The sequence below is a fragment of the Nesterenkonia flava genome, from assembly GCF_031432335.1.
GTDB lineage: Bacteria > Actinomycetota > Actinomycetes > Actinomycetales > Micrococcaceae > Nesterenkonia > Nesterenkonia flava.
Genome location: NZ_JAVKGT010000038.1, coordinates 1 through 26,313, shown reverse-complemented (window position 1 = coordinate 26,313; position 26,313 = coordinate 1). Strand labels below are relative to the sequence as shown.

The 26,313-nt window shown below is 67.2% G+C and carries 26 protein-coding genes and 1 tRNA gene; 21 read left to right on the top strand and 6 right to left on the bottom strand.

The genetic code is table 11. The annotated features are described in order from the left end of the window. Positions 1–153: 153 nt before the first annotated feature. The 3 genes from RH857_RS11955 to RH857_RS11945 are packed head-to-tail and all read right to left on the bottom strand — an operon-like array spanning position 154 to position 1,639. On the bottom strand, positions 154–690 hold the full coding sequence (locus RH857_RS11955; RefSeq protein WP_310538203.1) for a Na+/H+ antiporter subunit E: 537 nt from the start codon (positions 688–690) through the stop codon (positions 154–156). Further along, positions 687–1,364 carry a hypothetical protein gene (locus RH857_RS11950; protein ID WP_310538202.1) on the bottom strand — a complete coding sequence of 226 codons (678 nt, stop codon included), beginning with the start codon at positions 1,362–1,364 and terminating at the stop codon, positions 687–689. Before RH857_RS11950 ends, RH857_RS11955 begins: the two co-directional genes overlap by 4 nt. Then, positions 1,361–1,639 carry a monovalent cation/H(+) antiporter subunit G gene (locus RH857_RS11945; protein WP_310538201.1) on the bottom strand — a complete coding sequence of 93 codons (279 nt, stop codon included), beginning with the start codon at positions 1,637–1,639 and terminating at the stop codon, positions 1,361–1,363. Before RH857_RS11945 ends, RH857_RS11950 begins: the two co-directional genes overlap by 4 nt. Before the next feature lie 714 nt (positions 1,640–2,353). Between RH857_RS11945 and RH857_RS11940 the strand changes: the two genes are divergently transcribed. The 6 genes from RH857_RS11940 (at position 2,354) to RH857_RS11915 (ending at position 9,131) form a co-directional block, all read left to right on the top strand. After that, a complete protein-coding gene (locus RH857_RS11940) occupies positions 2,354–3,346 on the top strand; it encodes a carbohydrate ABC transporter permease (protein ID WP_374761165.1) in 993 nt (330 codons plus the stop codon). 2 nt (positions 3,347–3,348) lie between these two features. Next, positions 3,349–4,269 (top strand): carbohydrate ABC transporter permease, encoded by a 921-nt coding sequence (locus RH857_RS11935; protein WP_374761166.1) that lies wholly within the window; start codon positions 3,349–3,351, stop codon positions 4,267–4,269. An 88-nt stretch (positions 4,270–4,357) separates the two neighbouring features. After that, positions 4,358–5,674, top strand: coding sequence for an ABC transporter substrate-binding protein (locus RH857_RS11930; RefSeq protein WP_310538200.1), 1,317 nt, complete (start codon positions 4,358–4,360; stop codon positions 5,672–5,674). Between the two features lie 183 nt (positions 5,675–5,857). Further along, positions 5,858–6,568: a dienelactone hydrolase family protein gene (locus tag RH857_RS11925; RefSeq protein ID WP_310538199.1), complete on the top strand. Its 711-nt coding sequence runs from the start codon at positions 5,858–5,860 to the stop codon at positions 6,566–6,568. Between the two features lie 96 nt (positions 6,569–6,664). Beyond that, the gene (locus RH857_RS11920; RefSeq protein WP_310538198.1) at positions 6,665–7,516 is read left to right on the top strand and encodes a LysR family transcriptional regulator substrate-binding protein; all 852 of its coding nucleotides are present in this window, start codon (positions 6,665–6,667) and stop codon (positions 7,514–7,516) included. Between the two features lie 136 nt (positions 7,517–7,652). Beyond that, positions 7,653–9,131 (top strand): aldehyde dehydrogenase family protein, encoded by a 1,479-nt coding sequence (locus RH857_RS11915; protein ID WP_310538197.1) that lies wholly within the window; start codon positions 7,653–7,655, stop codon positions 9,129–9,131. 55 nt (positions 9,132–9,186) lie between these two features. On the opposite strand, the gene thiE is transcribed toward RH857_RS11915, so the two are convergent. Next, on the bottom strand, positions 9,187–9,936 hold the full coding sequence (thiE, locus tag RH857_RS11910; protein WP_310538196.1) for a thiamine phosphate synthase: 750 nt from the start codon (positions 9,934–9,936) through the stop codon (positions 9,187–9,189). Positions 9,937–10,074: 138 nt separating this feature from the next. Between thiE and RH857_RS11905 the strand changes: the two genes are divergently transcribed. Continuing rightward, on the top strand, positions 10,075–11,097 hold the full coding sequence (locus RH857_RS11905) for a bile acid:sodium symporter family protein (protein WP_310538195.1): 1,023 nt from the start codon (positions 10,075–10,077) through the stop codon (positions 11,095–11,097). A gap of 140 nt (positions 11,098–11,237) precedes the next feature. On the opposite strand, the gene RH857_RS11900 is transcribed toward RH857_RS11905, so the two are convergent. After that, positions 11,238–11,780, bottom strand: a complete 543-nt coding sequence (locus tag RH857_RS11900) for a type 1 glutamine amidotransferase domain-containing protein (protein WP_310538194.1) — start codon at positions 11,778–11,780, stop codon at positions 11,238–11,240. Positions 11,781–11,914: 134 nt separating this feature from the next. Then, positions 11,915–12,520 (bottom strand): malonic semialdehyde reductase, encoded by a 606-nt coding sequence (locus tag RH857_RS11895; protein WP_310538193.1) that lies wholly within the window; start codon positions 12,518–12,520, stop codon positions 11,915–11,917. Between the two features lie 382 nt (positions 12,521–12,902). Between RH857_RS11895 and RH857_RS11890 the strand changes: the two genes are divergently transcribed. From RH857_RS11890 to RH857_RS11825, 14 genes are all read left to right on the top strand, one after another. Continuing rightward, positions 12,903–12,973, top strand: a tRNA-Gly gene (locus RH857_RS11890). Between the two features lie 105 nt (positions 12,974–13,078). After that, positions 13,079–14,281 (top strand): glycine oxidase ThiO, encoded by a 1,203-nt coding sequence (gene thiO, locus RH857_RS11885; RefSeq protein ID WP_310538192.1) that lies wholly within the window; start codon positions 13,079–13,081, stop codon positions 14,279–14,281. Positions 14,282–14,847: 566 nt separating this feature from the next. Further along, positions 14,848–15,033, top strand: a complete 186-nt coding sequence (locus RH857_RS11880; RefSeq protein WP_310538191.1) for a hypothetical protein — start codon at positions 14,848–14,850, stop codon at positions 15,031–15,033. Between the two features lie 76 nt (positions 15,034–15,109). After that, entirely contained in the window at positions 15,110–15,349 is a 240-nt protein-coding gene (gene thiS / locus RH857_RS11875; RefSeq protein WP_310538190.1) for a sulfur carrier protein ThiS, read from the top strand. Positions 15,350–15,363: 14 nt separating this feature from the next. After that, positions 15,364–16,218 (top strand): thiazole synthase, encoded by an 855-nt coding sequence (locus RH857_RS11870; protein ID WP_310538189.1) that lies wholly within the window; start codon positions 15,364–15,366, stop codon positions 16,216–16,218. Further along, positions 16,215–17,480 carry a ThiF family adenylyltransferase gene (locus RH857_RS11865; RefSeq protein WP_310538188.1) on the top strand — a complete coding sequence of 422 codons (1,266 nt, stop codon included), beginning with the start codon at positions 16,215–16,217 and terminating at the stop codon, positions 17,478–17,480. Before RH857_RS11870 ends, RH857_RS11865 begins: the two co-directional genes overlap by 4 nt. A 102-nt stretch (positions 17,481–17,582) precedes the next feature. Continuing rightward, on the top strand, positions 17,583–18,566 hold the full coding sequence (locus RH857_RS11860) for a carbohydrate kinase family protein (RefSeq protein WP_310538187.1): 984 nt from the start codon (positions 17,583–17,585) through the stop codon (positions 18,564–18,566). 12 nt (positions 18,567–18,578) lie between these two features. Then, positions 18,579–19,562: an HAD family hydrolase gene (locus RH857_RS11855; protein WP_310538186.1), complete on the top strand. Its 984-nt coding sequence runs from the start codon at positions 18,579–18,581 to the stop codon at positions 19,560–19,562. A gap of 31 nt (positions 19,563–19,593) precedes the next feature. Next, positions 19,594–20,430, top strand: coding sequence for a glycerophosphodiester phosphodiesterase family protein (locus tag RH857_RS11850; RefSeq protein WP_310538185.1), 837 nt, complete (start codon positions 19,594–19,596; stop codon positions 20,428–20,430). Positions 20,431–20,515: 85 nt separating this feature from the next. Further along, positions 20,516–20,896 (top strand): PLD nuclease N-terminal domain-containing protein, encoded by a 381-nt coding sequence (locus tag RH857_RS11845; protein WP_310538184.1) that lies wholly within the window; start codon positions 20,516–20,518, stop codon positions 20,894–20,896. Positions 20,897–20,962: 66 nt separating this feature from the next. Further along, complete coding sequence (locus RH857_RS11840; RefSeq protein ID WP_310538183.1) at positions 20,963–22,348, top strand: sensor histidine kinase; 1,386 nt, start codon at positions 20,963–20,965, stop codon at positions 22,346–22,348. Positions 22,349–22,362: 14 nt separating this feature from the next. Continuing rightward, a complete protein-coding gene (locus RH857_RS11835; protein WP_310538182.1) occupies positions 22,363–23,043 on the top strand; it encodes a response regulator in 681 nt (226 codons plus the stop codon). A gap of 86 nt (positions 23,044–23,129) precedes the next feature. Then, positions 23,130–23,939: an ABC transporter ATP-binding protein gene (locus RH857_RS11830; protein WP_310538181.1), complete on the top strand. Its 810-nt coding sequence runs from the start codon at positions 23,130–23,132 to the stop codon at positions 23,937–23,939. Further along, complete coding sequence (locus RH857_RS11825) at positions 23,936–26,293, top strand: ABC transporter permease (RefSeq protein WP_310538180.1); 2,358 nt, start codon at positions 23,936–23,938, stop codon at positions 26,291–26,293. The genes RH857_RS11830 and RH857_RS11825 overlap by 4 nt, the downstream gene beginning before the upstream one ends. The last annotated feature ends 20 nt before the right edge of the window (positions 26,294–26,313 follow it).

Genomic DNA, 26,313 nt, shown 5'->3' with positions numbered 1-26,313 from the left:
TACTCCCCGGAAGAAGGAACTGGATTAACCAGTCCAACTTCCGGGGAGCACTTCATTCCGCGAGAGAAACGGACACCGGGGCTCTCGCGTGTCTGAGCTCTCGTGCGTTTGGGCTCCCCTGTGTCTGAATTCTCGCGGGAGTTACTCACCGTCTTACTCCATCGCGCGGGAGACCTTCTGCTGCAGACTTTGCCACTGCGCTGCCGGGTTCAGGGACGCGGAGAGCGTGTGCAGCTCCACTTGAGCCGGCGTCGTCGTCCACCCCGTGGAGGTCACGCGAGCCGGGTCGCCGGCGCCGTCAGTCACGCGTTGGATCATCGATCCCGGCATGAGGTTCATCATCAACAGGGCACGCTGCCGAGCATGCCCTTCCGGAAGCTGCAGCGGCGCGACGACGACCGCCGGCTCGATCTTCACCGGACGCCGCAGCGCACGGACCGCCACATCCACGCCGCCGGCCACCGATTGGCCCAGAAACCACACGAACAGCACCGCGGAGAACCACACCCGGAGCGGCCAGCGCTGCAGCCGCGAAGGTTCCCGGGGTGGTAACAGCCAGAGACTCAGCGCGGTCGCAGCCGCGATGGAGACCATCCCGTAGGCCACATACTCCGGGTTCCAGCCCGCAAAGAAGATCCACAGCAGGGTCACCAGCGCCGCTCGCACCACACCCGTGGTCAGCCACCTCATCCTCCGAACCACCTTCCTGCCACCAGCATGAGCACGATGGCGCCCACCACGAGCCCCAGCGTGGCCAAGCCGGAACTCTCCCACGCGCCCAGGCGAGTCTCGGCCGTGCCTGCGAGGCGCCGCCCTCGGTAGCCCAGATGCACGCCAGCGCGTGCGCTGACGGCACGCGCCGCGGCCGACCGCTCATGGACGGCGTCAAGTCCCTGACCTCCGGCGCGCATCCCGCGCACCACCAGGGACTCCTCGGCCGCAATGAGGTCTCCGGGCTGAACCACCGACCCACCTGCCTCGCGCACCCAGCGCGGCAACAGGGCGCGAGATGCCAACCACCAGATCAGCGCTCCCAGCGCTATACCGAGTAGAATCGGCCACACCGCGTTCCACAGGGCGTAGACCTCCCAGCTAAAATCAGCGACCGGCAGCCACGGCTCAGTTGCCCCGACGCCGGCACTGATCAGCCAGGGAACGCTCACTCCCGCAGCGCAGACCACCAGCCATGAGACCAGCTCACCGGCGGGACGGTGCTCAGAGCTGCGCTCGCCGGTCACCAGAACCCAGCCGAAACGCATCAGCAGCAGGGTGGAACCCGTAGCCACCAGCGGCAGCACCTGATCCAGGCCTACCTCCACAGCGGTGCCCTCCAGCAGGCGCATGCCCTCGACAGAGACGCTCATCCGCGGGCCTCCCCGGAGGTGGGGGAGGAATGCGGCTGTGAAGAGTGGCGAGGCGGGTCAGGTGCGGTGCCGTCGTCGTCGGGGGCGTCCTCATGGTCAGCCTCCAGGCCCGCGATCACGTGCGCGGAGACGGACGCGGCGGCCAGGGCCAGCAGCCAGGTGACCAGCAGCAGGCCGGCGACACTCCACTGCTCCAGCCACAGGGCGGCACCGGCCAGGACCATACCCAGTCCGAGGTTGTCCGCCTTCGTCAGAGCGTGGACGGGAGCGAACATCGCCGAAGCGGATGAGGCCCAGGGTGCCGACGCTGAAGAAGAAGGCTCCGCAGAGAATCAGCAGCGCGCTGAGCACGTCGAAGACGAGGTCGAGGATCTCCATGCTCAGCGATTGCCCTCCAGCCGGGGGCATCACCTGCAGAGTCGTGTCCCTGGCGCGCCTGAGCGCGGGTCCGTGCGCCGGCTGCTGCGCGCACGGCAGCGGTCAGTGCGGCGGTGCCGGTGAGGATCACCGCGACATCCAGCAGCCGGGCGGGCGGGTCAATGTTGTGATCCAGCACAGTTTCCGGGACTACCAGCAGGGCGATCATGCCTGCTCCAGTGGTGCCCGTCAGCAGGACCACCAGCAGTCAGTTCTCGTTGAAACCGCGACGAGTGAACGCCAGCAGGGCGGCGAGGAAGTTGATGAGCAGCACGATGAGGACCACGGCCAGCACCACTGCTATCACCTGGTCCACGGACCGCTTCCTCCTGATCAGTGCCTCGACTGCGCGCTACCTTCAGGCACCAACCTCTCATCACCGGCTGAGAATTCCCGTCATATGACAACCCGTGACGCAGGGTGCTGCGGTCCGATCCGGGGCACTCAAACGATCTAGTTCACTAGTGAGGATTCGTCAGGAATTCACCTCTTCGCTACCGAGCCGCTACCGACGTGTTGCTTTGGGTCCACACCATGGGCACTCGGAGCACCACAGACCTTAAGGGAGGCACGTGACAGCGCAGCTCAAAGAGCGGGAGACGGCCCAGGGGCCGGACGCCTCCACGCCTGCGCCCCCGGAGAAACCCGATGAGGGGCAGCTGGAAATCCAGCGCAAGCGCGCCCGTCGTCGGGCGGCCTCCAAGAACTGGTCCCTGTTCCTGCTGTTCGCCGGTCCCAACATTCTGCTGATTCTTGCGTTCATCTACTACCCGCTGATCAGCAATATGTACTACTCCACGCTGAACTGGCGGCTGGGCTCCCCGAGCGCGGATCCTGTGGGGCTGGACAACTACGTCCGGTTCTTCACCTCAGACTCCGGGCTGGAAGTATGGCGCGTCACGATCATCTTTACCGCAGGCGCCGTCATCGGCTCCATGGTGCTGGGCCTGCTGATCGCCCTGGTGTTAAACAAGAAGCTTCCGGGGCGCACCTTCGCCCGGACGGCCGTGTTCAGTCCCTACGTCCTCTCCGGGGTGGGAATCGCCTTGGTGTGGAACTTCATCTTTGATCCGGCCCGGGGTGCGCTGCGACATATTTTGGCGTTCTTCGGGGTGTCCTCTCCGGAGTGGTACCTCAATGAGAACTGGGCCCTGCTCATGGTCATCATCGTCTACGTCTGGGCGAACCTCGGGTACTGTGCGGTGGTCTTTCTGGCGGGACTCCAGTCCATCCCGCAGGACCTCATCGAAGCGGCCACCATTGACCGGGCCGGTCCTATTCGGCGGTTCTTCTCCATCACGCTGCCCCTGCTGACACCCACGGTCTTTTTCCTGCTGGTCACCAACATCATCTTCTCGATGACGCGGGCCTTCGACATCCTGCGCACGATGACCCCTACCGGGCACGGCACCAACACGATCATCTTCGAGATCTATCTGCAGTCCTTCGGGGCCTATCAGCGGGCCGGGTACTCCGCGGCCATCGCCGTCGTCCTGTTCTTCACGCTGTTTGTGATCACGGCGGTCCAGCTTCGTTACGTGGAAAGAAAGGTGCACTACCAGTGAGCCTGTCCACCACCCCGACCACTCCTGAAGCCGCCGGGCGCGCTGTTGGCCGCTCCACGGCCGCCCCCCGGGCAGCGTGGCGGCGAGCCTTCGAACCCCGCCACCTGGCCGACACTCTGCTGACCGGCTATCTGCCGATCCTCATCGCGCTGCTGATTATTGTGCTCCCGCTGGCCTGGATGATCTCGTCCAGCTTCAAGCCCCCCGGCGAGATCGTCACCATGAACCCGACCCTCTTGCCCCAGGACCCCACCCTGGACAACTACGAAGCGGTCGCGAGCCGAGTTCCGCTGCTGACCGTCCTGGGCAACAGCATCTACGTCACCGCCATCGGCTCGATCATCAAGGTCTTGCTGGCCATCACCACCGCCTATGCCCTGGTGTTCATCCGGGTGCCCGGAGCGAACCTCATCTTCCTGGGCATCCTGGTCGCGCTCATGGTGCCCGCTGAAGTCTCGATGCTGCCCAACTACCTGACCATCACCGGACTCGGCGGGCGCAATACCTTGTGGGGCATCATTCTGCCCGGCCTCGGGACTGCCTTCGGCACGTTCCTGCTGCGACAGCACTTCAAGGCTCTTCCCAAGGAGCTGTTCGAAGCTGCGGAGCTCGACGGTGCTGGTCACTTCCGCAAGCTGTTCCAGATTGCGATTCCCGTCTCCCTGCCGGCGATCGCGACCGTCGCACTGGTGACCGTGGTCAACGAATGGAACAGCTTCCTGTGGCCGCTGATCATCACCGACACTCCGGAGAAGATGACCCTGCCGGTCGGTCTGAATCTGCTGCGGTCCATCGAGACCACCACCGCCAGCTACGGCATCCTCATGGCCGGTGCCGTGCTGGTGATCGTGCCGATGCTCATTGTCTTTGCTGCCCTCCAGCGCTACATCGTGGCGGGTCTGACCCAGGGGGCAGTGAAGTAAACCCTCTGGAGCAGCCCCTCGCCTATGCCGCTGCCACACCCTGCTGAAACACCCACCTGAATCATCCGTTGAAGAATCAAGGAGCACCATGAAGAAGCTGTCCACCGGCCGTGCCCTGCGCGGTACTGCACTGATCTCACTGGCCGCCCTGGCGCTGACCGCCTGCGGTCCCGACACCTCCGGCACCTCCGCCGAGGCGGAAGGTAACGACACGGACTGGTCCTCAGTCGAGCCGGCAGAGTCCATCGTCTTTGCCACCAACCACCCCGGCGGCTCCCAGGACATCGAGAACGAGCTCATCGCTGAGTTCACCGAGGAGACCGGCATTGAGGTGGAGGTCATCACCTCCGGCGCCAACTATGAGGAGACCTCGCAGTGGTTCCAGACCGGCGGCGGATCCAACGCCGACGTCATCGTGCTCTCTGACGCGACCTGGTTCCCCAACTACCTGAACGACGCGCTCACTCCCGTGGATGAGCTGCTGGAAGCCGCCGAGGTGGACACCAGCCGCTTCGTCACCGCGCTCTACGACGACTACCTCTACGAGGACAGCCACTACGGTGCCCCCTACGCCCGTTCCACCCCGCTGTTCTACTACAACGCCGATCAGTACGAGGAGCTTGGCCTCGAGGTCCCGACCACCTGGGAAGAGGTCGCTGAGAACGGCCGCGCACTGGTGGAGGCCGACCTGACCGACTCCGGCTTCGCCTTCCCCTCGGCCGACTCCTACGTCTCCTGGACCGCCGCTAACCTGGCATGGGCCTACGGCGGCGGATGGTCCGACGGCTGGGACTTCTCGACGGTCTCCTCGGAGGGCACCGTTGAAGCTCTGGAGTTTGCCCAGGACGCCGTGGGTGACTGGGCCACCGTGTCCTCCACCAGCCCGGACGATGACTTCGGCGCAGGTGTGACCTCCCAGGCCATCGCCTCCACCGGCTCGCTGGTGAGCATCCTCTCCGTCGCTGACTTCGAGGTCGGCACGGCATTCCTCCCCGGTGGTCCGGCTTCTGAAGGTGAGACCCCCACCGGTGGTGCAGGCCTGATGATCGCCTCGGCGTCCTCCCCCGAGGAGCAGCTGGCTGCAGCAATGTTCATCGGGCACATGACCGCTCCGGAGAACACCGCACGCTTCTCCCAGGCGACCGGCTACGTTCCGGTCAACCAGGACGCTGACATGAGCGAGGTCTACGCGGAGACTCCGCAGTTCGAGACCGCCGTGGATCAGCTCGAGCGCACCCGCAGCCAGGACAACGCTCGCGTGTTCCTGCCCGGCGGCGACCTGGAGCTGTCCCAGGCCCTGCAGCGCATCCTGACCTCTGATGTGGACGTTCAGGAGGAGCTTGACGCTCTCGAGTCCAGCCTCCAGGAGCTCTACGATCAGGAACTGGCCTCCGAGCTCGACTGATCCCGTCAAGCGCCCAGCGCAGTCACCGCGAAGTGCCCACACGAGTTGTGTGGGCACTTCGTGCGTTTTCACGGAAGTTTTACCCGCTGAGAACGCACCATCTGCCCACACAACGGGGCGGTCGTTGGCTACAGTGAGTGAGGGGACGCACGACGACGAGAAGCGAACCTCCAGGAGGGCACCATGGCCGAGAAGACCCCGCATCAGAACATCACCTTCCCCCTGCCCAGCGCAGACGTGACGGATACCGGCCACGGCTACCTGGCCACTCCGCCCTCGGGCTCGGGCCCGGGCGTCATTGTCATTCAGGAATGGTGGGGTCTGACCGACCACATCAAGGAGATCACCGACCGGCTGGCCGCCGAGGGCTTTGTGGCCCTGGCTCCTGATCTCTACGGCGGATGGATCACCCATGACGGTGAGGAGGCCGGTGAGATGATGTCGAAGCTCCCCGCCGAGGAGGGAGCTCGTCAGCTGGCCGCAGCCACCGATTTCCTCCTGGCTCACGACGACGTCACCTCTTCTTCCGTGGGCGCCATCGGCTTCTGCATGGGCGGAGGGTTTGTGCTGGCGCTCGCGGCTCAGCAGGGCGAGAAGGTTTCGGCCGCCGTGCCCTTCTACGGGGTCGGTCAGGGCATCCCGGAAAGCTACGCCGGCATCCGGGCGGCAGTGCAGGGACACTATGCCGAACACGACGAGGGCTACCCCGTGGAGCAGGCTCGCGCTCAGGAGCAGCAGATCCGCGACGAGTCAGGTGCCGAGGTCGAGTACTTCTACTACGACGCCGGCCACGCCTTCCACAACGACACCAACGCGATCGGCACCTATGACCCCGAGGCCGCCAAGCTGGCCTGGGACCGCAGCGTGGACTTCCTGCGCAAGAAGGTGAAGTAGCGGCCTCGCCTCGGCCCTGTGCGACTCCTTCTGCAGCGTGAACGGGTCACCGGCTAGGCAGGCTGCACCAGCCATGCGTGCCCTAGGCTGGTGGGCATGACTGAGCAGAGCCGTGGGAGCTCCACGACCGCCGATGGCGCCGGTTCTGGCGACCAAGCCCCTGCCGCGCTCAGGCTGTCGGCCCTCCCCGGGGCGACGCCGGACAAGTGGGTCACCCGCTGGCGTGATCGTTTTCGCCAAGTCCCACTGGACGTGCAGTACTTCGACGACGACGGGCAGCTGGAACGCGTCCGGAATCGGGCCTCGGACCTGGGCTATGTGCGCTTGCCCGAAGGCGAGGATGTCGACACCGAGGTGTTCCACCGCGTGTGGCTCTACCAGGAACAGCCCGTGGTGTGCGCGGCCAGCGATCACTGGGTCGCCGCAGCCGAGGACTCGGTGGACTGGCAGGACATCGCCGAGGAGCACTTCCTCTCCGCCGCGGAGATGCTTCCCGAGGGCCCGGGTGACCCCCTGGAGCCCAAGACGGGTGCCGAGCTGGCCCGTGCTGAGCGCATCGCCCTGGAGGTCGTGGCCTCGGGCGCCGGTGTGCTGGTGCTGCCGAACTCGGTGGCCCGGATGCTCTCCCGCAAAGATGTGGTGATCCGCGCCATCGAGGGACGCCCGGGATGGCGCGTGGGGCTGGCATGGCGCCGCGGCGAGGACGATGAGCTGATCCAGGAGTTCATCGGCATTGCGCGCGGACGCAAAGCTGGATCGCCGCGCAGCACCCAGGAGGCCTCCGGTGCTGGTCGTCAGCCGGGCACCGATCGCGGGGGCCAGAAGCAGACCAGGCAGAAGGCCGCTGGCGGGTCCGGAGCCTCGCGCTCGCGCTCCCCGGGAGGAGCGCGCCGTGGCACCAGGCCCGGAAGTGGCCGAAAATCCTCCAAGACGGGCCGGCGTCGCTGAGAACCGACTCTCACGGTGAGCCGACTTCCGTTGAACGGGAAGCCCCGGCAGCGCACACCGGCGGCGGTCTACCCTCTCCTTGAGAGTGTGATGGGCATCACACGCACATCACCGTTCGATGTGATGAGGAGACGTTATGGCGGAGAACTCAACCCTCAGGTCAGAACTGTGGATCGGCGGAACCTGGCGGCCCGCCACTGAGGGCGGATACGACGTGGAGGAGCCTGCCACCGGAACGGTCATGGGACAGGCGGGCTCAGCCTCGGCCGAAGACGTTGACGCGGCCGTCCGGGCGGCCCACGAGGCCTTCATCGATCGGCGCTGGTCGGGGCTTTCCGGACGGGAGCGTTCGCGGATCCTGCTGAAGATCGCCGAGCTGATCCGGGAGAACACCGAAGCCCTGGCCCAGGCGGAGAGCAGGGATGTGGGCAAGCCCATCACCTTCGCCCGTGTGGTGGATGTCCCGGGGGCGGCAGACCAGTTCGAGTACTTCGCCGCGCTGGCCCAGCAGATGGACGGCTCCGTGCGGGATACCCCGCTGCCGGCTTTTGCCTACACCCGGCGCGAGCCCCACGGCGTCGTCGCCGCTATCAGCCCCTTCAACTTCCCGCTGATTCTCAGCGCTTCCAAGCTGGCTCCGGCACTGGCCGCTGGCAATACGGTGGTGCATAAGCCGGCCCCGCAGACGCCGGCGTCAGCGCAGCTGCTCGGTGAGATCTTCCAGCAGGCTGGACTGCCCGATGGTGTCTACAACCTGGTCACCGGTCCGGGCGCCGAAACCGGCCGGCAGCTGGTCACCCATACCCAGGTCAGCGCCGTGGCCTTCACCGGGTCCACGGTGGTGGGCCGCGAAGTGGCCCGCACGGCCGGTGAGCTGCTGAAGCCCGTGGCAGCGGAGCTCGGCGGCAATGCCGCCAACCTCGTCTTCGCCGATGCGGACCTGGAGACCGCCGTGGAGACCATCATCTCGGCCTTCGTCTTCAACACCGGGCAGTTCTGCATGGCCGGTTCCCGACTGCTGGTCCAGCGCCCCGTCTACGAGCAGGTGCTGGAGATCCTTGGCGCCGCAGTGGGCGGCGTACCCCTGGGCGACCCGAGTGATGAGGGCACCGTGATCGGCCCGCTCGTGAGCGGCGCGCAGCGTGAGCGCGTGGAGAGGATGGTGGACGACGCCGTCTCCGCAGGTGCACGCGTCATCACCGGGGGCTCACGCATTGAGAAGGACGGCGGCTACTACTACGCCCCCACCGTGCTGGCGGACCTGCCAGAAGATGCCGAAGCTGTGCGGGAGGAGATCTTCGGTCCGGTTCTGACCGTTCAGCCCTTCGACACCGAGGCGGAGGCTGTAGCCCTGGCCAACAGCACGCCCTACGGCTTGGCCGCCGGGCTCCAGACCTCCGATCTCAGCCGCGCCCATCGAGTCTCCGAGCAGCTGCGGGCCGGAATCGTCTGGGTCAATACCTGGGCGACCTTGGACGTGGCGGTGCCCTTCGGCGGCGTCGGGGCCTCGGGCTGGGGACGGGAATCCGGACCCGAGGCGCTGGCCTCCTTCACCCGCACCAAGTCCGTCATCATGGCCATCAGCCCGGAGGCATCCACCCCCGGCGCGTCCTAGCCTGCAGGGCGTGTGCGGCGGCTCCGGCCGGGGCCGCCGGTTCCGGGATGGGTGCTCAGGCGGGAAGCTGCTCGCGCAGCTGCCGCGCCGCAGCCTGAGGATCCTCGGCGTGGGCCACTGCGCGCACGACGACGATCCGCTCGGCTCCGGCCTCAGTGACCTGGGCCAGATTGCCGGCGTCGATCCCGCCGATGGCAAAGAAGGGCTTGGTGCTCTCCAGGCTGGCGGCCTGCGCCGGGAGCTCAAGGCCCACCGCTGCTCGGCCGGGCTTGGTGGGGGTCTCCCAGACGGGACCTGTGCAGTAATAGTCGATGCCGATGTCCTCCACTGCCTCACGCACCTGGTGCAGCGTGCGGCAGGAACGCCCGATGACGACGTCGTCGCCCAGGATGGCACGGGCCTGCTCAGTGCTCAGGTCATCCTGCCCCACGTGGAAGACGTCCACTCCGGTGATCAGCGCGACGTCGGCCCGATCGTTGGCGGCGGAGAGGCCGCCGTGCTCGTCGGCCACCTGCTTCAGCAGCGTCAGGGCGGCAATCTCCACCTGGACGGAGACCTGCTTGTCGCGGACCTGGATGATGTCCACACCGCCAGTGAAGGCCGCGACGTAGAACTGCCGCAGCGCCTCAAGGTCGAGCTGGTCTACGCTCTCCATCTCCGCTGAGTCACCGCGCTGGTCGCCGTCGGCGGGGGACGGGCGGAGAAAACGCTGCAGATCGGTGCAGACGTAGAGGCGCGAGCCCAGCAGGCGCTCGCGGCGCAGCTGGCCGAGCTGGGTGGGTTCCGGCGTTGGCATCTCACTCATGGCACCACACTACTGGCGGCATTCCCTCGGCGGAACCGCCAGTGGTCTGCATACCGACCTTCGGCAGCAAAGGTCCAGATCGTGGAACCGCCGCGTGCCTAGTTGTCAGGGGCCGGCCGGCGGCACATCCTGTGAGTCATGTCTCACTCGTACTATGCTCCCGCGGATCAGTCTCCGCGCAGCGCCAAACTGGCGGTGACGGTGTTCCCGCTGCTCATCATCGGAGGAGCCGCAGCCGCACTGCTGGCACCGGCGACCTTCGCCCCACTGACGGCGGGCGTCACCTACGCCCTGATGGTCATCATGTTCGGCATGGGGCTGACGCTGACCCTGCCTGACTTCCTTCTGGTACTCAAACGTCCGGTGCCGATCCTGGCCGGTGTGGCCTTCCAGTTCGGGATCATGCCGCTTCTGGCCTTCGGCATTGCCCTTGCCCTGCAGCTTCCGGCGGAGCTGGCCGCCGGTCTCATCCTGGTGGGATCTGTTCCCGGAGGGACGTCGTCGAACGTGGTCACCTACCTGGCGCGCGGCGATGTGGCGCTGTCGGTGACCATGACGTCGATCTCCACGCTGCTCTCTCCCCTGCTGACCCCGTTGCTGGCGCTGTGGCTGGCCGGTCAGTACCTACCGGTGCCGGCGGGCGATATGGCGTGGAGCATCGTCCAGATCGTGTTCATCCCCGTGGTCGCGGGCATCGTGCTGCGCCTGCTGCTGCCGCGCCTCATCACCGCCATTCAGCCGGCGCTTCCCTGGGTCTCAGTGCTGGGCATCACCTACGTGGTGCTGGCTGTGGTGGCCGGCTCCAACGCCGTGCTGGCTTCCGCCGGCGCGCTGCTGATCCTGGGCGTGATCCTCCACAACGTCCTCGGCTACGGGATCGGCTATGCCGCCGCGGCACTCACGCGCGCTCCCGTGCCCACCCGCCGGGCGATCTCCGTGGAGGTCGGTATGCAGAACTCCGGTCTCGCCGCGGGGCTGGGCGGTACGCACTTCTCCGCCGAAGCTGCCCTGCCCGGTGCAATCTTCTCGGTCTGGCACAACATCTCCGGAGGCCTGTTGGCCTCCTTCTGGGGCTCCCGCCGGCCCGCGACTGAGGATGCCCCGGGGGCTGATGTGGGCGAACCTGCGGCCGGTGACGGGGCGAAGGCCCCCACCGCGTAGGTTCACCGGGTCCCTCGAGGCACCGCAGCTCCGCTGCAGCGGCACCCGCACACGGCACCCATAAGAAGACGACGACGGCACCTCACCAGCCCTGTGCGGGCCAGGTGAGGTGCCGTCGTCGTCGGGGGTATGCTTCGCTCTTACTCGTCGGAGACGAGGTTCAGGAACTCACGGTTGAAGTCCTCCAGGTCATCCGGGGTCCGGGAGGTTACAAGTCCGTTGCTGACTACTACGGAGTCATCGACCCACTCGGCTCCTGCGTTAAGCAGGTCGGTTTTCAGTGACGGGTAGCTGGTGACCGTGCGGCCCTTGGCGGCGCCGATCTCGGTGAGAATCCAGGGCCCGTGGCAGATGGCCGCTACGGGCTTGCCGGCGTCGAAGAAGGCCTTGACGAACTTCTGGGCGTTCTCATCGATGCGCAGGGTGTCCGCGTTCAGCGTGCCGCCGGGGAGCACGAGCCCGTCGTAGTCCTCCGGGTTGGCCGCATCCAGGGTCACGTCCACGTCAAAGTGGTCGGCGTGCTCCCAGTCGCCCTTCATGGCCTGGATCTGCCCCTCCTCGGGGGAGACGATCACGGGGGTCCCGCCGTGCTCCTTGATCGCGGCTACGGGCTCGGTCAGTTCCGGCTGTTCCACGCCGTTGGTGGTCAGCAGGGCGATTTTCTTGCCAGTGATGTGTGCCATGAGAGAGCTCCTCCTTATGGATCTTCCGCTTCTCGCTGTCGGTGCCAACCTAGGAAGCCCAGCTGAGTTGCCGGCGGATACCAGCTTCATGTTCGCTGGACCCCTGGGGATCTTCCCCTAACCCGGCCCCGGGCTTAGAGGACCTGGGCGGCCTGGGCGAACTCCAGTCGCCCGCCGCGCGGACGCACGGCGGACTCGTCGTGAGGATCAGCAGCGTGGCCTACGTTGATGACCACGAGGGTCTTCCAGCCGTTGTCGGCGTGCACCACCTGGTCGACGCCCTCGGCATCCAGTCCGGTCATGGGGCCCACCTCCAGCCCGCGGGCTCGTAGCGCCAGCAGCAGGTAGCCGATCTGGATGAGGGCTGACTGCTGTCCGACGGTCTCGCGCATCTTCGCCATCTTCTCGAAACTCTCGCGCGCCCCGTCACGCTGGGGTGCCAGAGTCGGCATGTGCTCGTGCCAGTCTGCGGTGTAGGCGGCCACCACGGTCAGCGGGGCAGCCTTGGTCTTGGCCTTATTGGAGTCCATGAGGTGCTCGACGACGGCGTCACGCGAAGCTCCCGGGGTGAGGACCGTCAGTCGCAGTGGCTGGGCGTTGAACCCGGTGGGCGCCCAGCGCAGATCCTCGTAGGCCTGCTGGATCAGCGCCGGGTCCACGGGCTCCTCGGTGAAGGTGTGCGTGGTGTGCGCCTCGGAGAAGAGTCGGTTGATCGCGGTGCTGTCGAGCGGGTTGGCCATGAGGGAACTCCTGATGTGTCGGGGATTGGCTCGGCGGGGACGCATCACCGTGATGGTCCGCGGCCCACCGGTGCCCAACAGAAGAAGACTCAGAAGTCTTCCGCGGTGCATGACAGTGTGCCGAAACTGCAGGATCTGCGCGCTCGGGGGGGCCGGGTGCTCCGTGTCAGCACAAAGTGTCGGATTCGGGGCGCTTTGTCGGCACTTTTCCCTGTTCAGGCGCCGCAGATCCGAGAATTCTCGCGGGCGGCGGGGGCGTGAGACGCCTCGTGGACGCGGCGGACTTCCGCTTCGCGGGACCGGCGCAGGCAGCACTGAATCTCGCGGTAGAATAATCAGCACGCCGTCTGGCGTGGAGTCACTCGCACACGGACGGCGACCAGCGGGCGTAGCTTAATGGTAAAGCTTCGGCTTCCCAAGCCGACGACGCGGGTTCGATTCCCGTCGCCCGCTCTGCTGAGACGGCGGTTCACTGCGCAAGCGGTGGGCCGCCGTCGTTTTTCCCCGCCACATGGCGGGGGTCAGATCCTCGCACAACACGTTCAGTAGGCTTGCCCTATGAGGCAGAGCAGGCAGGTCAGGACCGCAGTGGTGGGTGCCGGCGTCGTGGGTCTTCTGACCGCCTGGCAGCTGAGGATCACCGGACATACCGTGACGATTTTCGATCCCGCGCCCGGATCCCAGGCCTCTTATGCCGCTGCCGGAATGCTGGCACCCATCAGCGAGGTGCAGTACGGCCAGCAGGAGCTCTGGCCACTCATGACTGCCTCACGGACGGAGTACCCCGCCTTTCTCCGGAACCTCTCCCGCGCCGTGGATGAACCCACTGGCTACCGGGACAACGGCACCGTGCTGCTGGCCGCCGACGCCGGCGACCGCGCCGCGGTGGCGGAGATGGTCTCGGTCCAGCAGGCCCACGGTATGCATGTTGCCCCGCTGACTTCCTCGCAGCTGCGCAGCCGGGAACCTGGACTGGCGCCGCGGCTGGCCAAGGCGTGGGACGTCCCGGATGACCACCAGGTGGACCCGCGGCAGCTGGTTCGCTGCGTGAGCGCAGCTTTGGATGCGAGCCTCTCGGAGCAGGACTTCCCTGATGCCGGTCCGCCCGCCCGGTGGGTTCCCGCAGAGGTCACGCGCGTCACGGCCGAGACCTCCCCGCGTGTTGAGTGGGAGGCAGGCACAGAGTCCGAGGCAGGCGCAGAGTCCTTCGACCACGTCGTGCTCGTGCCGGGTCTCGGCTACAGCCACATCGCCGGCCTGCCCCAGGAGCGCCCACTTCCGCTGCGGCCGGTCCACGGCGATGTCATCCGCCTGCGGGTGCGCCCCGAGCAGCTCGGTCCGGGCGAGCCCCATGTGCTGACCTCCACTGTCCGTGCCAAGGTCGGCGGGCGCTCCGTCTACCTCGTGCCCCGCGCCGACGGCGGGCTCGTGGTCGGCGCCTCCTCCCGCGAGGACGGCTTGGCCCAGACCCATGCCGGCAGCGTGCAGGAGCTGCTAGAGGACGCCGTCGCCGTGCTTCCAGCGGTGCGGGACATGCAGCTGGAGGAGATCACCACCCGCGCCCGTCCTGGAACACCCGATGATCGTCCCCTTCTCGGGGCACTGACTGACGACGCCGGCGTCGTCGTCTCCACCGGATACTCCCGCCACGGCATTCTGCTGGCCCCCCTCGCCGCACGCCTGACCGCGGCGCTGATCAACGGAGCATCCCTGAACGACGACGACACCGCCCTGCTGGCTGCTGCCTCCCCGGACCGCTGAGTGGGGACTGACCATCTGGCCCTCGACGTTGAGGCACGTCTGAGCTGGTCCTTGGTGTACCTCCACTTCCGTGAAGGTCGCCGCGGAGATGCTGCGCAGCTACCCTCCTGAACCGGGCCGGCTTATCCAACAGATCCAAGACCGCATCAGCACCGCCTGAGAATCGGCCCCGGGCCGCTGGCACCGGGAGGCCTACGGGATGCCCGGGGGGACTAACCAGGGGACCAAAGTTCTCGCACCCGTGGTTGGTTGCCGGAACCAAGGGCTTTACTGATCCATGCGGCGCCTTCTGCCGACCGCGCACCCGCCAGGCGCCGTGCTCAGCGCCCGCCTTGCTCTCTCCCCCGACGAGCAAGGCGGGCTATGCGCATGTGCGGGAGCAGGGGTCAGCACAGATCACAGGCCCAAAGAGGGGACCAAAACTGGCGTCATCGCTCCTGACTGAGGCGCGGGTCGCACTAGCCTCGCATCGGCTGACACGCACGTCGGCCGTGGAGGGCAGACACACGAGCACCCAGGTCACGTGGGGACAACGGCCCGTTCCCACCAGAATGAGGTATTAGACAATGGCGCACCACGGTTCCGTGGGCCACGCCCCAGACACCGGTGAATCACCACTGCACCGCCTCGACAACGGGACGAGTCTGGAAGTGAGCTTTCATGCCCAGCTGCGAGAGTCCGGTTTCGAGATCTCGCAGGACAAAGCTGAGCTGCTGCGTGTGCGCACGGTGCCCGCGCGCAGCAGATGCTGATGATGCAGTGATTGTTCCCCCGGACTAATCCTAGCCGCCTCAGTGTTGTGCCCTGACAGGACTAGACTGGAGGATCATGCCCACCGTTCGCATCAATGACGAGGACACGACCCTGCCCGAGGGCGCCACGGTCCTCGAGGCCGTCTCCCACACCACCGGTCGGGAGCTTACTCCTGAGGGCACACCCGCCGACGGCGGCCGACTTGGTGTGGCTGCCGCGCTCGCCGGCGTCGTCGTCCCCCGGTCCCGCTGGTCCTCCACCGCGCTCAGCGAGCGGGATGAGCTCGAGATCGTCACCGCCGTCCAAGGCGGATAAGGAGAAGCCTCATCATGAACGACACGCCTGAGACTGCCGTGCCCGCTGACTCCGCGCGAGGCGCTGCTGGCGGTTTTGATGCGACCGTGCCCCCGCTGCAGATTGGCGACTACAGCCTGGCCAACCGGCTCATCATGGGCACAGGCGGCATCACCGACCTCGCCGCCCTGGAACGTGCCCTGGTGACCTCCGGGACCACGTTGACCACCGTGGCGATGCGCCGCTACAGCCCCGACACCAAGACCAGCGTGTTCTCCATGCTGGAGCGCCTGGGCATCGACATTCTGCCCAACACCGCCGGCTGCTACACGGTCAAGGACACCGTGCTCACCGCACAGCTGGCCCGTGAAGCGTTGGAGACCAACCTCATCAAGGTCGAGGTCATCGCTGACGAGCACACGCTGCTGCCGGACGTCATCGAGACCCTGGAGGCCACCGAGCAGCTGGCCGACGACGGGTTCATTCCCCTGGTCTACACCAGCGACGACCCGGCCGTGGCGCTTCGCCTGGAAAACGCCGGGGCAGCCGCCGTCATGCCGCTGGGTGCGCCCATCGGCACCGGACTGGGGATCCTGAACCCCCACAACATCCAGCTCATCTGCTCCCGGGCATCGGTGCCGGTGATCCTCGACGCGGGCATCGGCGCGGCCTCCGAGGCGGCACTGGCCATGGAGCTGGGTTGCGAGGCTGTGCTCATCGCCTCCGCCGTGACCCGCGCCCAGCAGCCCTCGGCCATGGCCCACGCGGTGAAGGCGGCCGTGGAGGCCGGCTGGCACTCCCGCGCCGCTGGACGCATCCCGCGCCGCGAGCACGCCCTGGCCTCATCACCGATGGAGGGCATCATCAACCCCGTGGAAGATCTCACGTGAGCAGCCTCAACGCCTTCACCCGCTCCCAGGCCGAGCGTTTCCAGCGGCACTTCGCACTGGCCGGCTTCGGCATTGAGGCGCAGGCCGCACTGCTCAACTCCCGCGTGGCCGTCGTCGGCGCAGGAGGCCTTGGGGCGCCCATCCTCACCTACCTGGCGGCCGCCGGTGTGGGCACGATCGATGTCATCGACCATGACGTAGTGGACCGCTCCAACCTGCACCGGCAGGTCATTCACTCGGAGGAGACCATCGGTCAGCCCAAGACCGCCTCCGCGGCCGCCGTGATGTACGGGCTGCACCCCGAGGCGGTCATCCACGAGCACCGGGAGCCCATCACGGCCGCCAACGCACTGGAGCTGATCCAGCACGCGGACATCGTGGTGGACGGATCGGACAACTTCGCCACCCGCTACGTGGTCTCCGATGCCTGCGAAATCGCCGGCATACCCCTGGTCTCCGGCTCCATCCTGCGATTCTCCGGTCAGGTCAGCCTCTTCTGGTCGCGGCTTCCCTCGGGCGAGCGGGGACCCACCTACCGCGACCTCTACCCGGAGGCCCCCGCGCCCGGGGAGGTGCCCACGTGTGCCGAGGCCGGCGTGCTGGGCGTGCTGCCCGGAGTGATCGGCAGCCTCATGGCCACCGAGACGGTGAAGTTCCTCGCGGGCATCGGGGAAACGCTGCTGGGCCGCGTGCTCAGCTACGACGCGCTGACCGCGAGCTTCCGCGAGTTCCGGCTCAACCCGGATCCAGACCGTGCTCCGGTGACCACGATCGGCGCCGATGTGGAAGGCCTTGGCGGAGGCCCCGCCGTTGAGGCGTGCGCCGTCCCCGCTGACGTGGCAACCGAGCCGCCCGCCGATTCCCGCCCAGGTGCCCCGGAGCCCTCGGAGGGCGAAACGGAAGAGGACGACGTCGACTTCAATCCGTTCACCGGAGAGCCCAAGCAGGACGACGACGTCACTCCCCGTGAACTGCGCCGCCTCCTTCAGGAGGGGCGAGTCTCCGGCGTCGTGGATGTGCGTGAGCCCTGGGAGCATGAGGCTGGAACCATCAGCGGCGCCGTCAACATCCCGCTGATGCAGCTCTGGCACAGTCAGGAGGCGCCCGCAGGCCTCGAGGAAGCCAGCGAGGAGGCGCCCCTGGTGGTCTACTGTGCCCACGGAGTGCGTTCCCGGCAGGCCCTGCAGCTGCTTGCACACCGCTATCCGGATGTACCGGTGCGGAACCTGCTCGGCGGCTACGAGCTGTGGCGCACGCAGTAGCACCGAGCGGCCCCGACCGCCACTTGCCGGCGGAATCTGACCGTGCAGCATCTGTCGAGAGCTTATGCACGCACCTTTGCGACTTTCGGGTAGTTTAGAGGGGTGAGTGCGTACCTGGCGGTCATAGGCGAATGCTTGGTAGATGTTGTCCAGTCGGAGACATCTGCCCCCAAGGCGCACGTCGGGGGAAGCCCCTTCAACGTTGCCGTCGGCCTGGCCCGCCTGGAGCACCAGGTAGTCTTTGCGGGCCGCTTCGGCGCCGACGACTACGGGCGGATGATCTCCCGCAGCCTGCGCGCCCAAGGCATCGCTTCCCTCCTGGAGGCCGATGACCTGCCGACTTCCGTGGCCCGCGCGACCCTGGACCCCACCGGTCAGGCCAGTTACGAGTTCTCCCTGGACTGGCGGCTGCCGCCCGCCTCCGAGCTTGAGCAGCGCTTCGCCGAGCACTCCGGAGAACGCCTGCACCTGCACACCGGCTCCATCGGGGCCATGCTGCAGCCCGGTGCCGCCACGGTGCAGTCGATCCTGGAGAAGGCCCGCCCCTCCGCCACCATCTCCTACGACCCCAATTACCGGCCCACCCTGGTCCCCAACCGGGAGGCGGCCCGCAGCCGGGCCGAGGAGATGATCGCACTCTCCGACGTCGTGCAGGCCTCCACCGATGATCTGGACCTGCTCTACCCCGAACGCAGCCACGTGGAGACCATGGAGGCCTGGCTCGAGCTCGGGCCAGCGCTGGTGACCGTGACCCGGGGAGCCTCGGGCGCCATGAGCTTGGCGCGCTCAGGCTTCCAGGAGCAGGACGCGATCTCCGTGGAGGTCGCCGACACCGTGGGTGCCGGGGACTCCTTCATGGCAGCCACGCTGTCCTCACTGCGAGCCGCTGACCTTCTCGGCGCCGACCGGCGCGAGGCCCTCTCCGAGATCTCCGCGGAGCGGCTGGCCGAGGTCATGCGCACCGCCGCCCAGGCGGCCGCCATCACCTCCTCGCGCTTCGGCGCCCAGCCACCCACCGCGCGGGAACTTGCCGCGGCGGTTTCGGCGGACGGCGATCAGGCACCAGCACTGACCGAAGGTGAGTGAGACCCTCCCGCCGTGAGCACCTCCACTCCCTCCGCCGCGCCCGCGGGGAACCCCCAGAGCTCCACGCCCACAGTGCGTGGCCGCGCCGTAAAGCTGATCGCCAGCGACATCGACGGCACCATCCTCTCTTACTCCTCGACGCAGAGCGGCGCGGTCTCCGAACGCACCGTGGAGGCATTTCGCGCCGCCAAGGAGGCCGGGATCTTCGTGGTTCTGGTGACGGGGCGGCCGGTGCGCTGGCTGCGTCCGATTAGCGAGAAGCTCGGCACCATCGGGCCCGTCATCGCCTCCAACGGTGCGGTGGTCTATGACCTGGCCAGAGACCGACTCATCTCCGAGGAGGTCATGAGCTCAGAGTCGCTCTTCGCCGCCAAGGACATCATCACCAGCATCGATCCCGATGCCGCGTTCGCCGCGGAGACCCTGGATCACTTGCACCTGGAGGAGCCATTCATTCACGGGTCCCTGTTCTTCGAGAAGGACAAGCGCGACGCCGCCGGGGTCAGCGATGAGGAGCTGCGACTGGGACCTCTGGATGAGACCTTGGAGCGTGACTCCCTCGGCGCCGCCCGGACCCCGGGTTCGGACGTCACCTCGGATCATGTCTCCGACCGCGTGGTGAAGCTGCTGGCCAAGACCAACACCATGGATCCCGACGAGTTCCTCCACCGCGTCCAGCGTCGTGCCGGACACCTGCTGACTGCGACCCACTCAGCCCCGGGGGTGAGCCTCCTGGAGCTCTCCGCGCGCGGGGTCAACAAGGCCTCCTCCCTGCGCCGTTTCGCCGCGCAGAAAGGCATCGGCCCGGAGGAGATCATCGCCTTCGGCGACATGCCCAACGACATCGAGATGCTCCAGTGGGCCGGCACCTCCTGGGCCATGGCCTCCGGTCATCCGATGGCACAGTCGGCAGCCACCCACTTGGCAGGAGCCTGCGACGACGACGGCGTAGCCGCCGTGATCGAGGACCTGCTCTCCGGTTCCCTGCAGCCCTAGACCACCAGCACCCACGGGAGGACCTGATCACATGCGGCAGCATCCCTACCGGGACGTCCCCTATCTGCTGAACTCCCAAGAGGGTCCCCTGAAGGGCAAACCGCTGGCGTTCGTCCACCGCGGGGGGAGCCCCACCCGGGAGAACACCATGGCTGCCTTTCGGGAGGCCGTGGCGATGGGCTACCGCTACATTGAGATCGATGTGCGCACGGCCGCCTGCGGCACACTCGTGGTCTTTCATGATGAGCACCTGGACCGCGTGACCACCGGACGCGGACGCCTCAGCGACCACACCTGGGAGGAGCTCTCCCGGCTGAAGGTGGGGCTGGGTGGCACCTACACCGAACCGTTGGTCCGCTTCGAGGATCTGCTGGCCGAATGGGACGACGTCCACCTCAACGTAGATCTCAAGGACGGCGCCTCGGTCAAGCCGTTCGCGGAACTGGTCGAACGCTTCGGGGCGCACCACCGTGTTCTGGCTGCCAGCTTCAACGACGCCCGGCGTCACCGGGTCAACACGCTGCTCTCCACCAAGGTTGCGACCTCCGGAGGCTGGGTGGCCACCGGCCTCATCGTTCTGCTCGGCCCGCTGGGCTTCCTGCGCAGGGTCAGTCGCCGCATGGCCGAGATTGACTGCGTGCAGGTGCCCATCGAGCAGGGCAGGATCCGGATCGTGCGCCCGAAGTTCATTGAGCGTTGTCACCGTGCGGGCCTGCAGGTCCACGTGTGGGTGGTCGACGAGCCCGCTCAGATGCACCGGCTCCTGGATATGGGGGTGGACGGGCTGATGACCGACGACGCGGCGGCTCTGGCGCAGGTCATGCGGGAACGTGAGGCGTGGCCGCAGCGCGATGTCCAGGGGTCCTGACCAGCCCTTTCTCGGACCCGCTGCTTAAGGAATCTCCACCCAGAGTCTGAGGTGCCGCCCAGCCGGCGCTCCTACACTGGAAGGCATGTGGGAAACCCTGACCCTGATCGGAGCACAGAGCACCGCGGCAGCCCAGCCCTGGTGGCTGCGTGTGCTGGCGATTGCCGCCGTCGGGCTCTTGCTGGCCGCCCTCATGGTCCTCATCCAGACCAAGGACCGCCCCTCCTCCCGCAAGGCCGGGTGGGCCCTGGTGATCTTCCTCCTGCCGATCCTCGGCCCCCTCATCTACCTGGTGTGGGAGACGGTGCGATTCAAGCGCACCAACCCTCGCCAGACCAAAGGGCGCTCCGAGACCATGGCTCCTGAGGAGGTGGCTGCGCTGCAGCAGCAGGAGGCCCGTGACCAGCAAGCACGGAACGCCTCCGACGAAAACCCTGAGGACAGAGCACCTAAGGGCCGTCCATGACCCCACGGCGGGCGACTCCGCCGCAGTGTGCGCGGTCACGGCGCGCTGAGCGGCCGGACGGTACCCGTGCCTGACCGTCGCCTGTCCCGTTCTTCGCCCACTGGATACGGACTTGATGCCCAGCCGCTGCATGTGCGGATCGTGAAGTTCTTCGAGGAACGCCTCTGGTTGGGTGATCTCCTCTTCAAAGTCCTGCCCCTGCTGTTCTTCATCGGAATCTTCTGGGGTCTTTCCGGCGTCGAATGGGGGCTGCTGAACCACCCCGTGAACCCGCGCGTCATGTTCGTGCTGGAGCTCATGGGGATCCTGCCCCTGATCATCTCCCGCATCCGCCCCGGTCTCGCGGCGGGGCTGATGACGTTCGCCTGCCTGTGCCAGGTCATCTCCCTGCAGGGCCCCGGCTTCGCGGCCTTCGCCGTGCCGTTCGTCATCTATGCCTGCGCCAAGTACGGGAGCAGGCGCGTCTCGCGCACCTACCTGGGCATCGGTCTGCTCGGAGCCCTGCTCATGGGTGGTGAAGTGCTGGTGCTCAGCTACGCCTACCGCGGCGCCGCCCCCTACTACGCCATGGACTGGGTCTACGGGGTCTTCATCACGGTCCTGGTGACGGGTTTCTGTGCCGCGGTGGTGCTCGTTGCCTGGCTCCTGGGAGACCTGGCCGGGCGCCGTCGTCGTGAGGTGGCTGCCGTGCAGGAGAAGAACCGCCTGCTGCAGCGGGAGCGGGACCAGGAGGCCCAGCTGGCAGCCGACGCCGAGCGGATGCGCATCGCCCGGGAGATGCACGATGTGATCAGCCATTCGATGAGCGTGATGATCGCCCAGGCCGATGGCGGACGCTATGTGCTGGAGGCTGACCCGCAGCGCGCCGCCCACGCCTTCGAGACCATCTCCGACACTGGGCGCGAGGCTCTGACCGAGATGCGACGCATGCTGGGAGTTCTGCGTGAGGACCAGGACCACCTGAAGATGAAGCCGGCCCCCGGTGTGGAGGACCTGCCCGGGCTTGTTGAAGACGTCCGGGCCTCGGGCGTGGACGTCTCCCTGCACATCGCCCACCATCACCTCCCCCCGCTGAGCGAGGGCGTGAGCCTGGCGATCTACCGGATCGTGCAGGAGGCGCTGACCAATACGATGAAACATGCCGGCCCAGGAGCCGTGGCCGAGGTGTGGCTGGGAGTGGACCTGGCCGCGGCGGAGCTGGCCCTGGAGATCCGGGACACGGGGGCGGGCGCCTCCGCGGCCGATGACGGTGCCGGCTCGGGACTGCTGGGCATGGCGGAACGGGCTCGTCTCTACGGAGGCCGGGTGCTTGCCCGGCCCAAGGGTGAGGAGTCCCTGGAGTCCGGATTCGTGGTGGAGGCTCGGTTCCCGCTGGCCCGGGTGAGCCCCACCGGCAGTCAGCCCGGTGCCAGCAGGGGTGCCGGTGCGCGGGTGCGCAGCAGCAGTGAATGAGGGAGAAGGAACGAATGAGCTCAGCCGAGATCTCGGTGCTCCTTGCGGATGATCAGGCGCTGCTGCGCGCCGGGTTCGCGATGGTCATCGACTCCCAGCCGGACATGCGCGTGGCCGCTCAGGCCGGCACCGGCCGGGAGGCCCTGGAACAGGTCACCGGACACCGACCGGACGTGGTGCTGATGGACATCCGCATGCCGAAGATGGACGGGCTGCAGGCCACCAAGCTCATCACTTCAGATGCCACCCTCGCCGAGACCCGCGTGATCGTGCTGACCACCTTCGACACCGATGAGTACGCGGTGGAGGCCCTGCGATCCGGTGCCTCCGGCTTCCTGCTCAAAGACGTCCAGCCGGAGGTGCTGCTGGACTCCATCCGCACCGTGGTCACCGGAGGAGCCGTCATCGCCCCCACCACCACCCGGCGACTGCTGGACTCCACTCTGCTGGGGGAGGGCCGGCGGCGTCAGCCCACCGTCGAGCAGCAGGCCCGGCTGGACCTGCTCACTCAGCGAGAGCGCGAAATCCTCCTGGAGATGGCCACCGGAGACCCCAACACGGAGATCGCCGCGCGGCTGTTCGTCTCAGAGGCGACCGTGAAGACTCACGTGGGGCAGGTCCTGGCTAAGCTCGCGGTCCGCGACCGTGTCCAGGCCGTGGTCTTCGCTTACGAGGCCGGTCTTGTCGGAGACTGAGCGGCTCATCTCATCCTCTGGCATGAGATGAGCTTCCCCCCGCAGTCCGATGCCGGAACACCGGGGGGCTCCCTACTGTGGGAAGCATGAACACTACTGAGCCGACAAGCTCCTCATCCGGCCAGGGGACTGTGCGCCCGGCCGTCCGCGCGACCCAACTGACCAAGACCTACGGCACCGGGGAAGCCATTGTGCATCCGCTGCGCCGGCTCAGCATCGACTTCCCCGCCGGTGCCTTCACCGCCGTCATGGGACCCTCGGGCTCGGGCAAGTCCACGCTGCTGCATGTGCTGGCCGGGCTCGACACCGCCGACGACGGCAGGGTCCAGCTCTTCGCCCAGGACCGGGACGGATCCGGGGCCGTGCGTGAGGTTGAACTGACCGGCCTCAGTGAGAAGGAGCGCACCCTGGTGCGGCGCGAGCACGTGGGCTTCATCTTTCAGGCCTATAACCTTGTGCCGGCCATGACGGCGAAGGAGAACATCCTGCTGCCCAGCTCCCTGGGCGGACCGGCTCCGGAGAAGCACTACTACGATCTGGTCATTGACCGGCTAGGGCTGGCCGACCGCCTGCATCACCGGCCCTTCGAGCTCTCTGGTGGTCAGCAGCAGCGTGTGGCTGTGGCCCGTGCGCTGGTCTCCAAGCCGGCGGTGATCTTCGCCGACGAGCCCACCGGCAACCTCGACTCGCGCGCCGGCGCGGAGGTGCTTTCCCTGCTGCGCACCGCGGTGGACGAGTTCGGCCAGACCGTCATCATGGTCACCCACGACGTCAACTCCGCGGCCCAGGCCGATCGCACCGTCATCCTCTCCGACGGGCGCGTGCTGGAGACGGTCACGGCACCGACTGCGGCGCAGCTGGCCTCCAAACTGGTGGGCAGCGAGGGCGCCCGGTGAGCCGCAGGCCTTCCGCCGGAGGGGGCGGAAACACCCAGATCGCTATGCTGCGGGCCAACCTGCGGGGCGCCGGGAAGCGCCTCTGGGCTGCGGGCGCCGCGGTCGCGATCTCGGTGGCGTTCATCGTCACCGGGCTCCTGCTGGTGGGCTCCTTCACCAGCGTCATCACTGAGGAGGCCGAGGCCGACGCCGCCGGTGCGGACCTCATCCTCGGCACCGGGACGCTTGCCGATCCGGGGGAGTACGGCACGGACGACGACGGCAACGAGATTTGGATCGAGCCCGAGACCCCCGAGCACGAGGACGGCGTGCTCGCCGAAGCGATCAGCGAGCTCGACTCGGTCGCCAGCGTAGAGACTGTCCAGAGCGGCTATCTGGAGGTCGCGCAGGACGATCAGACCTATTTGGGCTTCATGGCCGAGACCCTGCCGACGACCCGGCCGCTGGAGCTGGCCTCCGGCCGCCTGCCCACCGGGGACGACGAGATGCTGATCAGCTGTGCAGTCACCGATTTCTACCACCTCAATCAGGGTGACACCGTGAGCGCCGCACGGCTGGACTGGGGTGAGACCGGGGACGTCACCGTGCTGAGTCAGGAGGATTACACGGTCGTCGGCGTGGTGGAGGACTCCTCCGACGATGTCGCGTATCTGACCCCTGCTGGTATGGAGCGGCTGCCCACTGTCGCCCAGCCCGCGGAGCTGCGCGTGGTCCTGGAGGAGGAGCTCCACGGCGATAGGCAGGCCCAGGAGCGGATGCAGGAGCAGATCCTGCAGCTCATCGCCGACCTCGATGCTCGGGGCGAGCTGACCTACCTGTTCCGGGATCAGCCCGATGAGGAGCTGGTCCCGGAGGAGGCCGGACAAGGCGTGCAGCTCATCGGCGGTGTCAGCGTGGCCACACGCGGCCAGATCGTGGACCAGTGGGTCGCCCAGAAGACCGGTGATGCCCGTACCCTGCAGTACATCGCCTTCGGTTTCGGAGCCATCGCGATCTTCGTCTCCGCGCTGGTTATCGCCAACACCTTCCAGGTCATCGTGGCCGCCCGGCTGCGCACCATGGCGCTCATCCGGGCCGTGGGCGGCACGGCGGGCCAGCTGCGCACAGCCACCCTCGCTGAGGGGGCGGTGCTGGGGCTCATCGGCGGCGCTGCCGGCATCATGCTGGGCTGGGCGGTGACCCAGGCCATCGTGGTGATCATGCGCCTGATCGACGGCGGAGACGGCATCCCTCCCGGGGTGCCCTCCGCGCTCGTCATCGGACTGGGACTGGGCCTTGGACTGGTGATGGCCCTGGGCTCGGCGCTCTACCCGGCGCTAAAGGCCGGCCGCGTCTCTCCCATGGAGGCCCTGCGGCCGGCGGATCTGGCGCCCCCGGCGCAGCGGGTCTCCCGGGTGCGGCTCATCCTCGGCAGTCTGCTCACCGGGTCCGGCCTGGTCACGGTGCTCTATTCCGCCCGGGCGAAGCCCGATACCCAGCGTCCCGAGTACAGCTATGAGCCGGTCAACTATGACGCGCTGACCGGATTGCCGCTGCCGGTTCTCGGTATCCTTGGGGGATTCCTGGCCTTCGGCGGCATGTTGGTCCTGGCGCGCATCGTCATCCCGCCCCTGGCCGCGCTTCTCGGGGCAGCGGTGTCCCGGATCCCGGCGCTGCGGGTCCCGGCCAAGCTTGCCGGACAGAACGCCCGGCAGGTTCCGGGCCGGACCACCGCCACCGCTTCAGCCCTGCTCGTGGGGGTGACCCTGGTGGTCATGATGACCGTGGGCGCTGCCACGGCGCAGAAGGTCCTCTATGACGAGCTCAACGAGTCCTATCCGGTAGACGGAATCACCAGTGCGGTGACCCCCGAGGAGCTGGCGCAGTTGACGGATACGAGCATCGTGACCGAAGCCGTCACGGTTCCCGGCGCCTCGGCCACCACTGAGCTGGGAGAGGAAGTGACCATTCTCGTCGTCGATGAGCAGCAGCTGGACACCCTGGCCCGGCATAGCCCGGTGACCCCGGAGCCGGGGACGGTTCTTGTCAGCTGGGGCATGGCTACCGCGGGATTCGACGACGACGGCGATCCCGTACCGATGACTTTGAGCGCGGCTGATGAGGGCTCTCCCTTCACGGCCGAGGTGGAGTTCGCCAGCTGGCTGCCGGTCAACGCGGCCGTGGTCAGCCCCGGCACTCTGCCCTCCTCGTGGGAGGTCAGTGAAGACCAGGGCAGGAGCCTGCTGCGCCTGAGCGACGACGTCAGGGAGTCTCAGATCAACGAGCTCTTCGGCGATGCCGAGATCCAGGTCGAGGACCTGAACTTCGAGGGCGGCTATATGAAGCGACCCAGGTTTGATGCCGCATCTTTCTAAGCTGAAAGGATGCAGTCATG